17 protein-coding genes are annotated in these 16482 nt (G+C 31.2%); 10 read left to right on the top strand and 7 right to left on the bottom strand.

Annotated features, from left to right (window positions below; translation table 11 throughout):
* The first annotated feature begins 4 nt into the window (after nucleotides 1–4).
* Nucleotides 5–1192, top strand: a complete 1188-nt coding sequence (gene thiI, locus HALHA_RS06645; protein ID WP_015327018.1) for a tRNA uracil 4-sulfurtransferase ThiI — start codon at nucleotides 5–7, stop codon at nucleotides 1190–1192.
* Nucleotides 1193–1227: 35 nt separating this feature from the next.
* Here thiI and HALHA_RS06640 read toward each other — a convergent pair whose 3' ends face one another.
* Nucleotides 1228–1929 carry a hypothetical protein gene (locus HALHA_RS06640; RefSeq protein WP_015327017.1) on the bottom strand — a complete coding sequence of 234 codons (702 nt, stop codon included), beginning with the start codon at nucleotides 1927–1929 and terminating at the stop codon, nucleotides 1228–1230.
* A gap of 294 nt (nucleotides 1930–2223) precedes the next feature.
* On the opposite strand from HALHA_RS06640, the gene HALHA_RS06635 reads away from it, so the two are divergent.
* The 3 genes from HALHA_RS06635 to manA all read left to right on the top strand — a co-directional run bounded on the left by HALHA_RS06635 (nucleotide 2224) and on the right by manA (nucleotide 4887).
* Complete coding sequence (locus HALHA_RS06635; RefSeq protein ID WP_015327016.1) at nucleotides 2224–3411, top strand: O-acetylhomoserine aminocarboxypropyltransferase/cysteine synthase family protein; 1188 nt, start codon at nucleotides 2224–2226, stop codon at nucleotides 3409–3411.
* 60 nt (nucleotides 3412–3471) lie between these two features.
* Nucleotides 3472–3762, top strand: coding sequence for a hypothetical protein (locus HALHA_RS06630; protein WP_015327015.1), 291 nt, complete (start codon nucleotides 3472–3474; stop codon nucleotides 3760–3762).
* 78 nt (nucleotides 3763–3840) lie between these two features.
* Complete coding sequence (manA, locus tag HALHA_RS06625) at nucleotides 3841–4887, top strand: mannose-6-phosphate isomerase, class I (protein ID WP_015327014.1); 1047 nt, start codon at nucleotides 3841–3843, stop codon at nucleotides 4885–4887.
* Between the two features lie 34 nt (nucleotides 4888–4921).
* Here manA and HALHA_RS06620 read toward each other — a convergent pair whose 3' ends face one another.
* Complete coding sequence (locus HALHA_RS06620) at nucleotides 4922–6448, bottom strand: putative polysaccharide biosynthesis protein (RefSeq protein ID WP_281098779.1); 1527 nt, start codon at nucleotides 6446–6448, stop codon at nucleotides 4922–4924.
* A gap of 132 nt (nucleotides 6449–6580) precedes the next feature.
* Here HALHA_RS06620 and HALHA_RS06615 point away from each other — a divergent pair, with 132 nt between their 5' ends.
* On the top strand, nucleotides 6581–7012 hold the full coding sequence (locus HALHA_RS06615) for a DUF5667 domain-containing protein (RefSeq protein WP_015327012.1): 432 nt from the start codon (nucleotides 6581–6583) through the stop codon (nucleotides 7010–7012).
* 65 nt (nucleotides 7013–7077) lie between these two features.
* On the top strand, nucleotides 7078–7251 hold the full coding sequence (locus tag HALHA_RS13555; protein ID WP_015327011.1) for a hypothetical protein: 174 nt from the start codon (nucleotides 7078–7080) through the stop codon (nucleotides 7249–7251).
* A gap of 26 nt (nucleotides 7252–7277) precedes the next feature.
* On the opposite strand, the gene HALHA_RS06610 is transcribed toward HALHA_RS13555, so the two are convergent.
* Nucleotides 7278–7466 carry a DUF1540 domain-containing protein gene (locus HALHA_RS06610; protein ID WP_015327010.1) on the bottom strand — a complete coding sequence of 63 codons (189 nt, stop codon included), beginning with the start codon at nucleotides 7464–7466 and terminating at the stop codon, nucleotides 7278–7280.
* Between the two features lie 193 nt (nucleotides 7467–7659).
* Between HALHA_RS06610 and xerA the strand changes: the two genes are divergently transcribed.
* A complete protein-coding gene (gene xerA, locus HALHA_RS06605; protein ID WP_015327009.1) occupies nucleotides 7660–8607 on the top strand; it encodes a site-specific tyrosine recombinase/integron integrase in 948 nt (315 codons plus the stop codon).
* Between the two features lie 44 nt (nucleotides 8608–8651).
* Here xerA and HALHA_RS06600 read toward each other — a convergent pair whose 3' ends face one another.
* A complete protein-coding gene (locus tag HALHA_RS06600) occupies nucleotides 8652–11108 on the bottom strand; it encodes a U32 family peptidase (protein WP_015327008.1) in 2457 nt (818 codons plus the stop codon).
* A gap of 180 nt (nucleotides 11109–11288) precedes the next feature.
* Between HALHA_RS06600 and HALHA_RS06595 the strand changes: the two genes are divergently transcribed.
* On the top strand, nucleotides 11289–11516 hold the full coding sequence (locus tag HALHA_RS06595) for a hypothetical protein (RefSeq protein WP_015327007.1): 228 nt from the start codon (nucleotides 11289–11291) through the stop codon (nucleotides 11514–11516).
* Nucleotides 11517–11612: 96 nt separating this feature from the next.
* Nucleotides 11613–12422, top strand: a complete 810-nt coding sequence (locus tag HALHA_RS06590) for a DUF4382 domain-containing protein (RefSeq protein ID WP_015327006.1) — start codon at nucleotides 11613–11615, stop codon at nucleotides 12420–12422.
* Nucleotides 12423–12503: 81 nt separating this feature from the next.
* Here HALHA_RS06590 and HALHA_RS06585 read toward each other — a convergent pair whose 3' ends face one another.
* From HALHA_RS06585 to HALHA_RS06575, 3 genes are read right to left on the bottom strand one after another with little or no spacing between them, the layout of a single operon-like run.
* The gene (locus tag HALHA_RS06585; RefSeq protein WP_015327005.1) at nucleotides 12504–13154 is read right to left on the bottom strand and encodes a Crp/Fnr family transcriptional regulator; all 651 of its coding nucleotides are present in this window, start codon (nucleotides 13152–13154) and stop codon (nucleotides 12504–12506) included.
* 17 nt (nucleotides 13155–13171) lie between these two features.
* Complete coding sequence (locus HALHA_RS06580) at nucleotides 13172–14038, bottom strand: FecR family protein (RefSeq protein ID WP_015327004.1); 867 nt, start codon at nucleotides 14036–14038, stop codon at nucleotides 13172–13174.
* Nucleotides 14038–15768 (bottom strand): CHASE2 domain-containing protein, encoded by a 1731-nt coding sequence (locus HALHA_RS06575; protein WP_015327003.1) that lies wholly within the window; start codon nucleotides 15766–15768, stop codon nucleotides 14038–14040. The genes HALHA_RS06580 and HALHA_RS06575 overlap by 1 nt, the downstream gene beginning before the upstream one ends.
* 146 nt (nucleotides 15769–15914) lie before the next feature.
* Between HALHA_RS06575 and HALHA_RS06570 the strand changes: the two genes are divergently transcribed.
* A complete protein-coding gene (locus HALHA_RS06570; RefSeq protein ID WP_015327002.1) occupies nucleotides 15915–16355 on the top strand; it encodes an FxsA family protein in 441 nt (146 codons plus the stop codon).
* Nucleotides 16356–16482: the final 127 nt, after the last annotated feature.

Here is a 16482-nt window from a genome sequence, read left to right as displayed (position 1 = left end):
AACAATGAAGAAATTATATTTAATCAGATATGGAGAAATAGGAACTAAAGGAAAGAATCGTCATGTTTTTGAAGATAAATTAGTTAGTAATGTTAGACAAGCTTTAGAAGCTATTGATAAAGAGGCTAAAATTAATGTTTATAAAACTTCAGGACGTATTTTTGCAGAGACCAATTTAGCAGAAGATAAAGTGCTTAATAAATTACAAAAGGTTTGTGGTATAGTAGGTATTTCTCCAACGAGAAGGGTTGCTCTTGATATAAAGCAGGTGAAAAAAGCTAGTTTAGCAGCTGTCAAAGAAGCTTTACCAACTGATGATAAAACTGTTAACTTTAAAGTAAGTGCTAGTCGAGCTAATAAAAACTTTGCCTTAGATAGTATGGAGTTAAATAGAGAACTAGGTGCTTATGTATTAGAGAATACTCCTGATGGAAGATTAAATGTTGATCTATATAATCCTGAGATTGAGTTAAATATTGAAGTTCGTTATAAACATGTTTATATTTATACTCAGGATATACCTGGAGTTGGTGGTCTGCCTGTGGGAACTACAGGTAAGTTAGGAGTCTTATTATCAGGTGGGATAGATAGTCCAGTAGCTAGTTGGATGGCTATGAAACGCGGGGTAGAAATTATGCCAATTTATTTTCATAGTTTTCCATTTACTAGCGATCGAGCTAAAGAGAAGGTGGTTGATTTAACTAAAGTATTGGCCCACTATCAAGGTGAAATAGATTTACATGTTGTACATTTTACTGAAATTCAAAAGGAAATTAATGAACATTGTCCTGCTGACTTAACTACAATTATTATGCGCCGGAAGATGATAGAGATTGCTGAACAAATTACAAAAGAACGAGGTGGTAAAGGTTTAGTGACTGGTGAAAGCATGGGCCAAGTAGCAAGTCAAACCTTAGAATCTATGCATGTAACTAATATAGTTTCTACTATGCCTATTTTTAGACCTTTAATTGGAATAGATAAAATAGGAATTGAAGCTAGAGCTAAAGAAATAGGCACCTATGAAACTTCTATCCAACCATATGAAGATTGTTGTACTGTATTTGTTCCTAAAACACCAGAAACTAGACCTACTTTAAAACAGGTTGAAGCTGGAGAAGTAGATTTAAAGATAGATGATTTAATTAAAGAAGCAATTAAAGATGTAGAGGTTATAAAGATAAAAAAATAAATTGGTGAGGGGCCAAAGCCCCCCACTGTTAGTTATTAACAATCATCAACAATATCACATTCTCCACATGCAAACTCGAGTTCTCCTCTTATTTCCCAAGTTTCCTCTCCATCTGCTCCAAATTCGCCACAGGTTACATTAACTAAATCAGCTACTATATTTTTAGCTCCAATCACACGAAGATCATCACAATTAGCATCACTTGCTACACAAACTGCTGTAGGTTCATCAACACATATTATAGTTGAATCACATACTGGAGCTTGAGATCCTGTTTCAGGTGCAGAATCACTAACTACACATATACCACCTAATAACTTGATATTGCCTTCAATAAATATTTCAGTGATAGCTAAAGTAGCTACACCATCAAATTCAACTTGAACAGCACATTCTTCTGCAGCACATTCAAAGCATCCTTCTTCTTCTAAAAAGTAAGCAGCAAGATCAAAATTCTCTTCAATATAATTTTCTCGTTCTTCTAAAGTATCACCTGGAATAGAAAAACCAGCTGGAATAACTAAAGTGAAACAAAATTCAATATCTTCTGGCGGAACACAAATTCCTATTGGACCCAAACTTGTATCAGGGCAACCATCAGGGCAGCCTTTAGGACAATCAACACATTGTTTATCCATCTTATCACCTCCTGTGCTATTAGTTTTTTTTAACCTATTTTCAGCGGAGGTAGAGTTATTTTCTGCTGCATCTTTAAAGTAATATATTATTTCCATCATTTTTTGTCACCTCCTTATTAAATGAAGAATTTAGTATATGCTATTCACTAGTAAATTAATTTGGGATAACTGAAAATAAGATTAATACATATTATGGAAATGATGCATAATTGTGAAAATAAAATAGCTGTTTTAAAAATTTATTAAGTTGACACTATTATTAAGATATGTTATCATTATTCTAAATTTAATATTTGATTTCTTATCTGGATTGATTAAAATTCCCTCTTCTTGCTAAAGAAGATTTTTTGTTTATAATAAAGGACTGTATTTACTATCTAAGGAGGAGTTAAAATGAGTAGTAGAGAAAAAGAGTATGGTTTTGAGACTCAAGCTTTACATGGAGGTTATAATCCCAAAGAAGATAATAGAGGTTCTAGAGCAGTACCTATTTATCAGACAACTTCATATGTGTTCGATGATGCAGACCATGCAGCTAGTTTGTTTGCATTAGAAGAAGAAGGGGATATTTATACTCGAATAGGGAATCCTACTAATGAAGCTTTAGAGAAAAGAATAGCCCAGTTAGAAGGAGCCGAAGCAGGGTTAGTAACTTCTTCAGGAATGGCCGCTATTAACTTAACCGCGCTTACACTAGCAGAAGGTGGGGGCAAGATTGTTTCCTCTAAGTATGTATATGGAGGAACATATCATCTGTTCTCTGAGACATTACCTAAATATGGGATTGAAACTACTTTTGTAGACCCACATGATTTGGATAACTGGGAAGAAGCTATTGATGAGGAGACAAAGTTTTTATACTTAGAGTCGCCAGGTAACCCAACGTTAGATGTAGTTGATATTGAAGCAGTAGCAAATTTGGCCCATAAATATGATCTAAAGTTAGTTATGGATAATACATTTAATACTCCATACCTGAGCAAGCCACTTGAATTTGGAGCAGATATAGTAGTTCATTCTACCACTAAGTACATAGGAGGACATGGTAGTTCTATTGGTGGGGTTATAGTTGGCCCAACAGACTTTTTATTAAAAGCTAGAACGGAAGGGTATCGTGACACTGGTCCTGCTATGAGTCCGTTTAATGCGTGGTTATTTATCCAAGGATTAGAGACATTAGCTTTAAGAATGGAAAAACACTCTAAAAATGCACTTAAAGTTGCTAAGTGGTTAGAAGATCATCCACAAGTTGATTGGGTTAGATATCCTGGATTGAAAAGTCATCCTCAACATCAATTAGCTAAAAAACAGCAACGATATTTTGGAGGAATGCTTTGCTTTGGAATTAAAGGAGGATTTAAAGCAGGGAAGCAATTAATTAATAATGTTAAATTATGTTCATTGCTAGCTAATGTAGGAGATACAAGGACTTTGATTATTCATCCTGCTTCAACTACTCATGAACAGTTATCTAAAGAAGAACAAGAAGCGGCAGGAATCACTGATAATTTAATTAGATTATCAATCGGCATTGAGAATGTAGAAGATATCATTGCTGATTTAGAACAAGCATTTAAATAATTAACATAAAGCCTCCAATTGAATTGGGGGCTTTATCAGTTAAGATGGGAAGGGATTTAAATGAAGGAAAAAATCTACAAATTATTATGGGCAGGATTTATTCTTGCTTTACTAACAGGAGTTATAGTAAGTATAAGTTCATTTTTGCAAAAAGAGGTCATAACCCCCATTAAGATTAGTGATGCTTTATTTATAGAGTTTTTAGTATTATTTACTCTAGGTAACTTTCTTTATTTTAAAGATAAAGTATTATTCACTAAAAAGGATGAGACTAATGATAATCAAGGTTGGGAATTAGTAGTTATTAGTTTACCTATAGTTCTATTTAGTATTTTAATCACTTTAATTTAATACTGCTTAAAGGATAAGTAATAGATTATATCTAAAATAAATAATAGAGGTATACTATTAGATAGAAGGGATGATATAATGTATCCATTAAAATTCAAACCAGTTTATAAAGAAAAAATTTGGGGTGGTACTGCTTTAATTTCAGAATTTAACAGAGATTTACCTAATGATTCTATCGGAGAAAGTTGGGAGATTGCTGCCCATGGGAATGGAAGTAGTACAGTAGCTAATGGTAAATTTAAAGGACAAGAATTAATGGAAGTAATCAAATCTCATGGAGAGAAGGTTTTAGGAAGTAAAGCTAGAGCAAAAGATTATAAGAAGTTTCCCTTATTAATTAAATTATTAGATGCCAATGATAAACTATCTGTTCAAGTCCATCCTAATGATAAATATGCAAATGAATATGAAAATGGAGAGTTAGGCAAAACAGAGATGTGGTATGTTATTGATGCTCAGCAAGATGCTAAGTTAGTCTATGGAGTTAAACCAGAAGTAACTAAAGAAGAGTTTGCATCTTCAATTAAAGAAGGCAGATTGCAAGAAAATTTAATTGAAGTCAATGTTAAACCAGGTGATGTCTTATATATTCCTTCAGGAACTGTTCATGCTATAGAAGAAGGAATTTTATTAGCTGAAATTCAACAGAATTCTGATACTACTTATAGGGTTTACGATTGGAATAGAATGGGGAAGGATGGCACACCTAGAGAGCTACATATAGAGTCTGCTTTAGATGTAATTGATTTTGGTAGTAAACCACCATCCAAAGTAACAGGGTTAGAAATTAAAGAAGCTAATACAACTAGAGAGATATTAGTGGCTTCTCCATATTTTATTACAGAAACTTTAGATATTACTGATAGATATCAGCTGGAAGCTAAAGGTGATAGATTTTATGTTTTAATGGGCTTAGAAGGAGAAGCTAATCTTTTATATCAAGATCAAAAAATATGCTTAACAGCTGGAGAAACAGTTTTAATTCCTGCTAGTTTAGGCAAGTATCAAATAGAAGGAGATTGTAAATTGATTAGATCTTATATTCAAGATCTGACTGAGTTTAAAACAGAGTTGAAGGCTCAAGGTTATTCTGATGAAGAAATCAAACAGATTGCTGGTTTATAGAAAAAACTACTCCTCCTCATTTAAGGAGGAGTTTTTAAGGTTTAATACGGTTCCAATCTTCTTTAGTAATCCCATTAGTCATAATTAAAAGTGTAAAGTAAACACAAGTGCTTAAAAAGATAGAACTAGTCAAACTAATTAAGTTATTTTGTGAAATATGATAGATTAATTTATAACTTTGCGGTAAGATTAAATAAACTAAACTACCAGCTAATAGCGGTTTAAAGAAAACATTATTAATAGAAGTGTTTAATCTTACTTGATGATTAATTGAAAACCAGTTTAAAGTAGCAGTAATTAAATATCTAATCCCTATTGATAAGCTAATGATAAAGAAGCCCCATTGTTTAGGTAAATAGATGATACTGTGAATTAGTGTTAATTCAATTGCTAAGCCTATAATTGAATTTCTAACAACTATATTTGGTTGCCCTAACCCCTGTAAAATACTACCAAATATGTGTGAAAGATATAAAAATATAGCCAACGTAGCTAGAGTTTTTAGTGGGTCTCCAGCTTGAGGATAAGAGAAGATTAAATCACAAATTTTATGTGGTACTAAAAAAAGGATAATCACGGCTAATAAACCAAAATAAAATGTTAAGCGGATTGCTTCATTGGCCCGTTGCTTAATTGCAGAATAATTATTTTGTGCTATAGATTCTGAAATTGCAGGAACTAAATTAGAGTTAAGAGCTATTGTCATAACAGTTGGTAAATAGATTAATTGTTGAACCATACCTGATAATTGCCCATAAAATGAAGTTGCAGCAGATAGGCTATAGCCTAGTTTTTCTAAATTCCCAGGGATGTTAATTGATTCAACACTATACATTAATGAAGTAATGAGTTTACCTAAGGTAATCGGTATCCCAAATTTTATGAGTTCTTTTGCTAACTTAAGATTGGATTTACTTTTCTTAGGGTTAGAGTAACTTCTTAATTGTGGTAGATAGTAAAGAAATATAACGATTAATGTTAAAAGACCAATTCCTTCCCCAAAACTAACTCCTATAGCTGCGCCCATTGTTTGAAGCTTTAAAGAATGAGTTAATAACTTTAATACTAAGAATAAAGTTATTAACAAACGAGTGATTTGTTCGATTATCTGAGAAATAGCTGTAGGGGTCATTAATCTTAAACCTTGAAAGAAACCACGTAAGATAGATGCTAAACTAGTAAAAAATAAAGCAGGAGTAATTGCTAATAAAATATAATAGGTTCTAGGGTCATCTAAAACTTTGGTTGCTATCAATTTAGCATATTTAGCAAAACCTAATGTAGTAAATAGGCTTATAGTAAACACAATTAAAAATGTTATCTTCAAAATTTGTAATATAGTATAATAGTTATCTTTACTAGCTTCTCGAGAGACGAATTTAGAGATGGCTACTGGAAGTCCCATAGTAGTAAAAATTGAGATAGTTATAAAAATAGGGAATACTCTTTGAAATAAGCCTAATCCTTCATCACCGATAGTACGAACTAAGATAATTCTTAGCCCGAATCCTAAAACTCTATTAAAAAGTCCTGCTAACATTAAAACAAAAGCACCTTTGATTAATGATTGGCGTTTAATTTTTTCTCACTCCTTAAAGGGGTTTAATATATATATATAGTTTAGACTCTATTTAAATTAATAAAAATAGCAGGAAGTAATATAATTATAAAATTATAAAGGAGAAATTTAAAAATGAAAAGAAAGATTAGTTTTTTATTAATAGTATTAATTATCCTTTTCAATTATTCAGTTGTATTAGCCACTGATAAAGTAGCAATAGACAATAAAATTAATGCTGATTCTAACTTTTATTTTTTAGATCGCTTTGGAGAGAAAATCCATTTGTTTTTTGTAAGTGGAATGGATAAAGCTGAATTAAAACTTATGCATGCTTATGAGAGATTATTAGAAGCTGCTCAGATGTTAGAAAAAGATGATATGGATAGGGCAGGGGAATTATTTAAGGAAGCTGTTAATGATTTTTCTTCTGCTGTAAAGATAGCTGCTAATAGTGCTGTTGATGATAAAGAATTTGAGGAGACTAAGAAGAAAGTAATAAAGGCTATTGGAAGGTTGAAGAAAGATTTATTGAAAAATAAATTATTTGACGGATTAAATCTTTAATTTAAATCACAAAAAGAAATAATGGTAAATATATTATGGTAAAGAGTTATAAGGAGGAGGGATGGATGACTGAAGATGAGGTAAGAGATTTGATTAAAATAGCTAAAAACTTAAAGAATAAAAAGGATAAAAGACAAATAACTGCTTTTGAAGAAGAAGAACTTAAACAAATTTATCATTTGTTAGTGGTTGATAATGAACCGGTAGTTAATAATAAAGATACTAAGACGAAGCTTTAAAGCTTCGTCTTAGCTTTATTTGCTGATTATTGCTTAGGTTTAAATGTTACACACTGCGTACCATAAGAATTAGAAGAAGGAGCAGGTTTACTAAATGTTCCTGCTTCCATATCTGAACTATGATCCATGTTACTGACTTGTATTTTATTAGCATTGCAGACGTTGCCTTGGCCCCAATAGTGACAGTTTTTTACGTTACAGCCTATCTGGCTCATTTTTTCACCTCCTGAAGATGAAAATTAACTATATTTATTTTTTATCTTTTCTTTTTTAATTATACATTTTATTATAAACATTTGGGCTTAAGTGTTTACATTAAGTTAGGAGCATGGTATTATTTAAATAGAAATACAATAAAATGAATATTTGATTGCATTTAGAGTAAAAATAATGAAAAGAGGGGTAAAAATGAAGAACATAAGTTTTAAACAAGCTATTAACTCTTTTGAAAAAGACTTAATAGCAGCTAAAGGATACTCTAAAGCTACTGTTGAAAATTACAAAAATGATCTAGATATATTCAAAAGATATCTAGCAGATAATTGGGATTTGAAATTAAATGATTTAAATATTTTAGATGATACCGATACAATTCATTTTTATATTACAGAATTTTTATCCGATAACATTTTGATTAAAGATAATTCTGCCCAAAGAAGAAATCGCTTGTTATTTGCTTTAAAAAGCTTTTTTAAATTTTTAGTCACAAGAAACTTAATTGGAGAAGATCCGACCAAAAAAATCGATACTACTAAAACTAAAACGCGAGTTAAACCAGTTTATATCAAAGAAAAAGAATTCAATTCCTTTTTAGATACTATTGAACAAAGTGATTCGAGATATGCTCTACGAGATGAAACAATACTTAAATTGCTTACTTTTGCTGGACTCCGTGTATCTGAACTGGTAAGTTTAACTTGGCAGGATATTGATTTTGAAGAAAAAAATATTACCATAACCGGTAAAGGTAACAAAGAAAGAATTGTTCCTTTGTTAGATCAAGCAATTACAGCAATTAGAAATTATATTCCCGTAAGAGAAAAAATAGATTCTAAGCGAAGTGAAGATGAAAATATTATCTTTTTATCCCAAAAAAGAACTAGATTTAATCCAGCTAGTATCTGGAGGTTAGTTAAAAAGTATGCTAAAAAGTCTGCAATTAGCAATGCAGATAAGATTAGTCCTCATAAATTACGACACACCTTTGCTTCACTGGTATATAAGAAGACTAAAGATATAAGAATTGTTCAACAACTTTTAGGTCACTCTGATATATCAACTACGCAAATTTATACTCATGTTGACCAAGAAGAAATGAAAAAAGCTATTAATAAATTTGGTGAAGTAATAGAATAATATTTTTTGAAATAAGGCACTTTATAAAGTGCCTTATTTCTGTTTTATTTTACTCCTCGATAAAAATGGCCTGTTGTATAACCTTTTTGCTGCATCTTTTGATTTAATTTTTTTATTTTATCCGGGCCAAGCTTTCTGCCTTGGATTCTACTTTGGTATGCTTTAGTAATTTCTAGCACTTCTTCTCTACTCTCAACTGTAAAATCTAATCGATAACTATGACAGTTAGTTTCTTTAATCTCTTCTAGATACTTCATCAAATACAATGGTTGACTATTATAGATGATACTGCGACAACTTTGAGGCTCAGTTTTAATTGGAGCAATCATATTCTTACGGTCTAACAAACCGTATCCTTTTGCTAAACAGTCTACATTACATTTTTTAGACTCTTTCGGGCCAAGATCACCAGTAACAAAACCAACTGGACAATACTCACTAATCATCATTGGTAAATGACCATAAACAATAATTTCTTTCTCTATTTGGTTATACTTAGTCAATTCACTAATTTCTTTACGGGTTAATTCTGGTGATAGTACGACACCTTGGTAATCTTCTTTGGCCCAAAGTTTAGTACTATAGCTATTAAAGATGTTTAGTGGAAAATCAGCTACTAACTTTTTAGTACTATCTTTAACTAGCTTAGCTACCCCTAACTGTGGTACTAAGAAACCATCAATCTCTGTTTTCTCTAATCTAGTTATCTTCTGTTTGATTTTCTCTAACTCTTGCTCTTTGGCTATCCTAGGTAATCGAATAAAGATTTCAGTTTCTTGGGCCTGTTTAGTTACATTCTTTAATCGAGTAATCTTTATTTGACTATCACAATAAATTCTATCCACTTCTAGCTTAAGTAGATCTTCAATGTAGTCTTCTTGTTGGAGATAAACTGTTACTTGTTTTTCAGATTTTTGGTGATTAGATTCTAAGTTGAATATTTTATTTTGTAATTTATTAGTTCTAGGGCTAGTTATAAATTGCTGAGCCCTTTTATCATTTAATTTATTGACTGCTTTACGGCGCACTTCATTTAATTTAGAAATAGGAATGAATAGATTGTCTGCAATATCTAACTCTAGATTAGTTAATTGATATGACGTATTCCCTAATTTGGTTAACTGTTCTCTAAAATCAGCTGTAGTTAGTGGTTGGTTTTTAGCCTCCTCAGGGATAAAGTCTACTGTAGATGATACTTGGAAGCCGTCTTTATCCCAGAGTATAAAGTTCATCTTCTCTCCTATCTTAGCAGTTAAATGACCATAGGTTTCTATTTTTTTAATAGTATCAGGTTGAACAAAACTTTTTGCTAACTCATCTAATAAACTCTCTTGAGCTGTTCTATAGACAGGATTACCAGATCTAACAGTTCCTCGTACTTCAACTTCTAATAAATCACCAGCTGAATTCTTAGAAACTACCTTACTATAATTTTGGCCCTTGTCAGTCCAAATCTCAATCCCATCACCTGGCTTTACAGTTTTATCTAATTTAATCTGACAATGATTAGTTGCAGAATTATAACTTATAACTTTTCCCACCTTTACTCCCCAGTTATTAGGTCGCTGATGACTAATTAGTGCTAGATCTTCCTGTCCCTTATAATATCCTGGAATGAATTCTCCTCGATTAAAGATCTGGGCCAAGCTCTCTTGGTCTTCTGCCTTAACTTGATAGCTATCTTCTTGAAAATACTTATCAATATACTTACGATAAACTCTAGTAGTTAAAGCTGCATACTCAGGACGTTTCATTCGCCCTTCAATTTTAAACGAAGCAATCCCGGCTGTGATTAACTCTGGTAAGATCTCTAAAGTATTAATATCCTTAGGACTTAACAGATGTTGTTGGGCCAATTCTTCATTAATAACTTCTTCTGTTTTTAAGTCTACTAAACTATAAGGTAAGCGACACGGCTGAGCACAGCGCCCTCTGTTTCCACTACGCCCTCCAATTAAGCTACTCATTAGACATTGTCCTGAATAACAAATACATAACGCTCCGTGAATAAAGGTTTCTACCTTTAAATTAGTATTATTTATAATTTCTTTTATTTCAGATAAAGAAAGTTCTCTAGCTAATACCACACGAGAAAAACCTAATTCTTCTAAATATTTAGCTCCTGCTAGATTATGTATTGTTAGTTGAGTACTAGCATGCAACTCAAGATCAGGAAAATATGCTCTGATTAATCTAGCTGTTCCTAGATCTTGAACAATAACTCCATCTGCCCCAGCCTGATATATTTCCCCAACAAACTGTAATACATCTTTTATCTCTTTATTTTTATGAAGAGTATTGACAGTAACATAGACCTTTACCCCTCTAATATGAGCATAATCAAAAGCAGACTTAAGTTCTACTAAATCAAAATTTTGGGCCCTATTACGCGCATTAAAAGCTTGGCCCCCTAAATAAATAGCATCACAACCATTTTGTACTGCTGCATATAAACTATTTTGATCACCTACTGGTGAAAGTAATTCTGGTTTATTAGTCACACTAACTACCCCTTTCTAAAATAATCACTAAGCTTAATTGTATCTTATCTTAAATATTATTGCAATTTTGAAGGACTTAAGATAGTAGATGCGAAACTATTAATTTAGTATCCCATAACACAGTAATTTAATTAGACATATGCTATAATTATATACTAAATGATTTTAGGAGGTAGGAAGATGTCTTTGCAAAAGTGTTCAAAATGCGGAACAGTATTTATTAATCAACATACAGATAGAGAATTATGTTCTGATTGTTTTACAAAAGAGAGAGATAACTTTAGAAAGGTAAGAGATTATTTATGGGATCATACAGGAGCTACAGTAGAAGAGATTGCTCAAGAAACTGGAGTAAAAGAAAAAATCATCCGTAGGTTTATTAGAGAAGGACGTTTTAACCGCAGATAACTAACATATTTAATTTAAATAGTGTGTGCTAGCCAACATCTATTTTTCCTCCTGACAAGTATAATAGTATTGAAAGAAATAAAGGGAGGAATTAAAATGAAAAAAATTATATCTTTATTATTAGTTTTATCATTAGGTTTGTTAGTTGTTGGTTGTAGTAGTATTACTGGTGATAGTAGTCTAGATAGTGATAGTGCAGAATTACAAATGTTGCTTACAGATGCTCCAGTAGACGGTGTTGATGAGTTAAATGTAACGATTGATGGAATTGATATTAATAGTGATGCAAGAGGATGGGAAACTCTTTCTACAGAAAAACAGACGTTTGATTTACTTAAGTTACAAGGAGTTACTGCTAAACTGTTAAACAAACATTTAGAACCAGGTACATATAATCAAATAAGATTATATGTAACCGATGCAGAAGTAGTAATAGATGGCAATACTAAATCTGTAACTATTCCTTCGGCCGATCAAACAGGATTAAAATTAACTAATTCATTTACTATCGAGAAAGGTGTTCCTAAAGCTTTATTACTTGATTTTGATGCTCGTAAATCATTAAAAGATGCAAAGCAAGGATATAAATTAACACCTACAATCAGACTTGTAGAAAGAATCAAAACTGGAGATTTAAAAGGAACTGAAGTTTTAAATCAAGATGGTAATGTTGCCACAGGATATGTAGTAAAAATATATAAAAATTACGAAACAGCAGATGAAAAAGTTATTACTTCTACAATTATTAAAAAAGATGGAAGCTTTAAGATCTTAGGATTACAAGCTGAAGATTATACAATGGTAATTTCTAATCCTAATACAACTACTACAGAACCATATACAAAAGAAGTTTCTATAACTGCTGAAAAAATCAACGAATTAAAAACTATTAATTTAAAATTTTAATAAACCACTATTTAAGAAAAAGACCAATCCTTAAGGATTGATCTTTTTCTACTTTATAATATTTTCTCATATTTTTTATTTCTAATCTAATAAAATTAAATACCTATCTTTAATCAGCAATTCATTATTCTCCATCATTTGATTTAATATCTTAGTTACAGTAGCTCTAGTGGTACCGACTAAATTAGCTAGTTCTTGGTGAGTAATCTTTTTAGTAATCAAAGTTCCTCGTTTATGTTCAGAACCATACTTGTATGCTAGCTCCTTTAATTCGTCTTCTAAACGCTCTCTGACACTCTTAAAGGTTAGATTTTGAATCTGTTGATTAGCTTTTCTTAACCTTTGTGATAAAATAGCAATAATTTTTAAAGAAATAGCAGGGTATTGAGCCACTAAACTCTTAAATTTGCTTCTTTCTATTATAAGTAATTGACAAGGCTTAATAGCTTTTACAGAAGCAGAACGTAAGCTATTATCTAACAGAGCCATCTCCCCAAAGAATTCTCCTCTGCTTAATAAGGTTAAAGTCTTCTCTCGTCCTTGATCATTTGTTTTAAAGACCTTAACTAAGCCATCTAAGATAATATAAATTGCATCTCCTCTATCCTCTTCCCAAAAGATTATTTCATTTTTATCATAACTTTCATTATATATTATATCTGCTACCCTTTCTAATTCATCTGTAGTTAGATCCTGAAAGAGAATAAAGTTTTTTAAAAATCGATTGACCATAACATCTACCTCCTAAATTACCTTTTGCCCTTGCCCTGGCTTTTCTTTGCTTTAGTTGATGCAGAATTGTTTGTTGATTGGTTACTTTGGCCCTTGTTTTTATTAACCGTGGGGTTTTGAGAATTATCTGCAGGTATATTATTTGGTTTATTATCTTTTCCTGCTTTTTTCTTTTCTTTAGCTTTTTGCTTCTGTTCTTTTATCATCTGTTTAACCTTCTTCTTAACTTCCTGGGCCCATTGTTTAGTCTTCTTTAGCCATTTCTTTTTCTTATGCCACTTTATTTTACCTTTAGCTGAGATAGCACTAACTTGAGGTTTTGTCTGTTTATTTTTAACCTTAGCCATCTGTCCTGCAGTAATTTTTACTTCTCCTACAGCAGAGCTAACTGCTACTTTACCCTCTGTAACTGCTACTTTGGTAACCTGACTGTTAGTAACCTCTACACTAAAAGTAGTCCCTCTAACTCCTGCTACAGCTGATGGAGTCTCGATTTTAAAGCGCCCCCCAAACTGATCAATAAATTTAACTATTACTTCTCCAATAGTAAGTTTTAGCTTCTTTAAATCTAATTTTCCAGCCTGATTTTTAGTAACTTCTAGCTTTGATTGGTCCTCAATTAATACCTGGGCTTGATTAGTAAAGATTAGTACTGCTTTACTATCTGTTTTCGTTCTTATTTTATCTCCTACTTCTAGTTCAACTTGGCTCTTAACTTGCTTCCACTTATTAGTAAAGAACCACCAACCATCTTCTTTATAAAGCACCTTCCCTTCTAGATGTTTTAATTTTATTGTTGTATTAGCTAATGTCTGTCTAGGAAAAAGATTCAAAATCAAAACTGTTAAAATTGCAATTAATATAATCTTTTTATAATTTCTCATTAACTTTCCTCCTTGATTACTTGATATATTTTAACCTCTTTTTCTTTACCTTTTACTTTAACCTTTGCTTTTTTTTGAACTAAAAATTTATTCTTTATAGTATGATAAGTTTCTTCCCCAATTAAAATTTGATTAGTCTTAGCTTCTGTTTCTATTCTAGCAGCAGTATTTACTACATCCCCAATAGCCGTATAATCACTTCTTTTTTTAGAACCAATATTACCTACTAAAGCCAAGCCTGTATTAATCCCTATAGTAACTCGTAAGGGAAATTCAGGGTTGTTTTCAATCTTCTCTTGGATATTTAGGGCCAACTGTACAGCTTTATTAGCATGATCGTTTTGTTGAGTAGGAGCCCCAAAGAAAATCATTGCTCCATCCCCTAAGAATTTATCTAAAGTTCCATCTAGTTTAAAACACTCCTCTGTTATTACTGCAAAATAACGATTCAGCACATTAACAACTTGATCTGAGGTTTTATTTTCTGCAAAATTAGTAAACCCTACTAAATCAACAAATAAAACTGAAATCTCTCTTCTTTCCCCTTTTAGATAATCTTTATCAGATAAGTTAACCATTCTTTCTATAACTTCAGGAGCTAAATAACGAGCAAAAACAGTCTGCAATCTATCTTTTCGCTTTTCTATCTGCAAGTAAGCAACCAAATTATTAAAAATTAAATTTAGGATAGTAACTAATATAAAAGGTATAAGGGGAATAAATAAATTAAAGTTAATCAATCCCCAACAACTAATAATAACTATTAAAATTAAAGCTACTATAGTTAATATTATTCCAGTAAAAGGTGACAGCATTTTATAAAGATAAGCCAATATTAAACTAGATAATAAAACCAAAATACTAGTATTAACTAAACTTAACTTGTGGATAAAAGAATCTTGCAAATAATTATCTATAATTTCTGCTTGTACTATAATCCCAGGAATAAAACCTTTAATTAAAGCTAAAGGAGTCATTAAGTAATCTTGTAAAGCATCATCTGTAGCCCCTATAAGTACGATTTTATCTTTAAAGGTTCCTGTAGTAAAATTACCATTTAATACTTTACTATATGAAATTTGTTTGAAGTAGTCTGTCTGGTAATGAAAATTAATCAATAAATCTTGCTTCTTTAAATCTATACTAACATTATTATAACTACGGGCCAAATTAATACTAAAAGGAGAAATCTTTTTAGTATTAATTATAGTAAGGCGTCTGATCTTACCATCTCTATCAGGTAATAAATTAAGATAACCTCCTCCGGCAGCAACTCTTTTAAATTTAGTCAGTGGAGTATTTATTTGTTGGATATTAATCTCTTCATCTGTTAAAGTCTTAACTACTTGTAAATCTAAAGTAGACGGTAAAAAAACATTCTGGGCTTTACTAACTGCTTTTTTTAATTGTTGATCTTCCTTTGCTGTTGAAGGAAGATCAAATAAGATATCAAAGCCGATTAACTTGGCCCCTGCTTGATTTAATATTTTAATTAATTGGGCATGATATCTTCTAGGCCAAGGCCACCCCCCTAATTTATCAAGAGAAAATTGATCTATTTTTACAATGACTATTTTATCTTGTCTATTTACAGTAAATAAACTTTTAAACAATAATCTATAATCATAGGTGACCAACTCTAAGTCTTTTAACAGTCCACTGGCAAATATAACAGTTATTACTATACCTATTATAAGTCCTAATATTAACCATGACTTCTGTTTTAACATAACTCCTCCTTACCTATATAATTTATTCTTTAAAAAATAAATTTCACCTGCTTTATATCTTTTTGGTTTTTATTGCCATGAACTTTTTTTAAGATGCTGAATATACATATAACTAAGTATTAAAATCTGGATCTAGGAGGGGTATAGTGCTTAAACTTGTTATCTTATTTACCATTATTCCATTGGTAGAGTTATTTTTGTTAATTCAAATAAGTATTCATTTAAGTAGTTGGTTAGCTATAGGTTTAGTAGGTATTACGGGGATGTTAGGAGCTGGTCTAGCTAAAAAGCAGGGTACTGCTGTTATTAAAAAGATAAATTATTCTTTATCTCAAGGTAGAATGCCAGCAGATAGTGTAGTAGATGGTTTATTGATATTAATCGGTGGCGTTTTATTAATCACACCAGGTTTATTAACTGATATAAGTGGTTTTGCTTGTATTTTACCTTTTACTAGACCTTATATCAAAAAAATAACTAAGGGACGATTAAAAAAGTTGATTGCTACTGGTAGAATTCAATTTTTCTCTAAAGATAGTGACGAAAGTCAAACTATTGATATAGTTGAGGACAATGATGAAGATTAATAGACCAATAATTTATTATCCCCCCTTACAAACTATTATTAATTCCTGTTATTTAACTTAACTTTTAATGTAATATATCATTTAAATATCACGATTGCTATATATTGTCAGGAGGGATAAATAGTTT

This window comes from Halobacteroides halobius DSM 5150, from assembly GCF_000328625.1.
Lineage (GTDB): Bacteria > Bacillota > Halanaerobiia > Halobacteroidales > Halobacteroidaceae > Halobacteroides > Halobacteroides halobius.
This window is presented reverse-complemented; position numbering and strand designations above follow the sequence as displayed.

Bases quoted from the DNA above. Each gene is read 5' to 3' on its own strand.
- thiI (WP_015327018.1), top strand. From the start codon at position 5: ATGAAGAAATTATATTTAATCAGATATGGAGAAATAGGAACTAAAGGA.
- HALHA_RS06640 (WP_015327017.1), bottom strand. From the start codon at position 1,929: ATGATGGAAATAATATATTACTTTAAAGATGCAGCAGAAAATAACTCT.
- HALHA_RS06635 (WP_015327016.1), top strand. From the start codon at position 2,224: ATGAGTAGTAGAGAAAAAGAGTATGGTTTTGAGACTCAAGCTTTACAT.
- HALHA_RS06630 (WP_015327015.1), top strand. From the start codon at position 3,472: ATGAAGGAAAAAATCTACAAATTATTATGGGCAGGATTTATTCTTGCT.
- manA (WP_015327014.1), top strand. From the start codon at position 3,841: ATGTATCCATTAAAATTCAAACCAGTTTATAAAGAAAAAATTTGGGGT.
- HALHA_RS06615 (WP_015327012.1), top strand. From the start codon at position 6,581: ATGAAAAGAAAGATTAGTTTTTTATTAATAGTATTAATTATCCTTTTC.
- HALHA_RS13555 (WP_015327011.1), top strand. From the start codon at position 7,078: ATGACTGAAGATGAGGTAAGAGATTTGATTAAAATAGCTAAAAACTTA.
- HALHA_RS06610 (WP_015327010.1), bottom strand. From the start codon at position 7,466: ATGAGCCAGATAGGCTGTAACGTAAAAAACTGTCACTATTGGGGCCAA.
- xerA (WP_015327009.1), top strand. From the start codon at position 7,660: ATGAAGAACATAAGTTTTAAACAAGCTATTAACTCTTTTGAAAAAGAC.
- HALHA_RS06595 (WP_015327007.1), top strand. From the start codon at position 11,289: ATGTCTTTGCAAAAGTGTTCAAAATGCGGAACAGTATTTATTAATCAA.
- HALHA_RS06590 (WP_015327006.1), top strand. From the start codon at position 11,613: ATGAAAAAAATTATATCTTTATTATTAGTTTTATCATTAGGTTTGTTA.
- HALHA_RS06585 (WP_015327005.1), bottom strand. From the start codon at position 13,154: ATGGTCAATCGATTTTTAAAAAACTTTATTCTCTTTCAGGATCTAACT.
- HALHA_RS06580 (WP_015327004.1), bottom strand. From the start codon at position 14,038: ATGAGAAATTATAAAAAGATTATATTAATTGCAATTTTAACAGTTTTG.
- HALHA_RS06575 (WP_015327003.1), bottom strand. From the start codon at position 15,768: ATGTTAAAACAGAAGTCATGGTTAATATTAGGACTTATAATAGGTATA.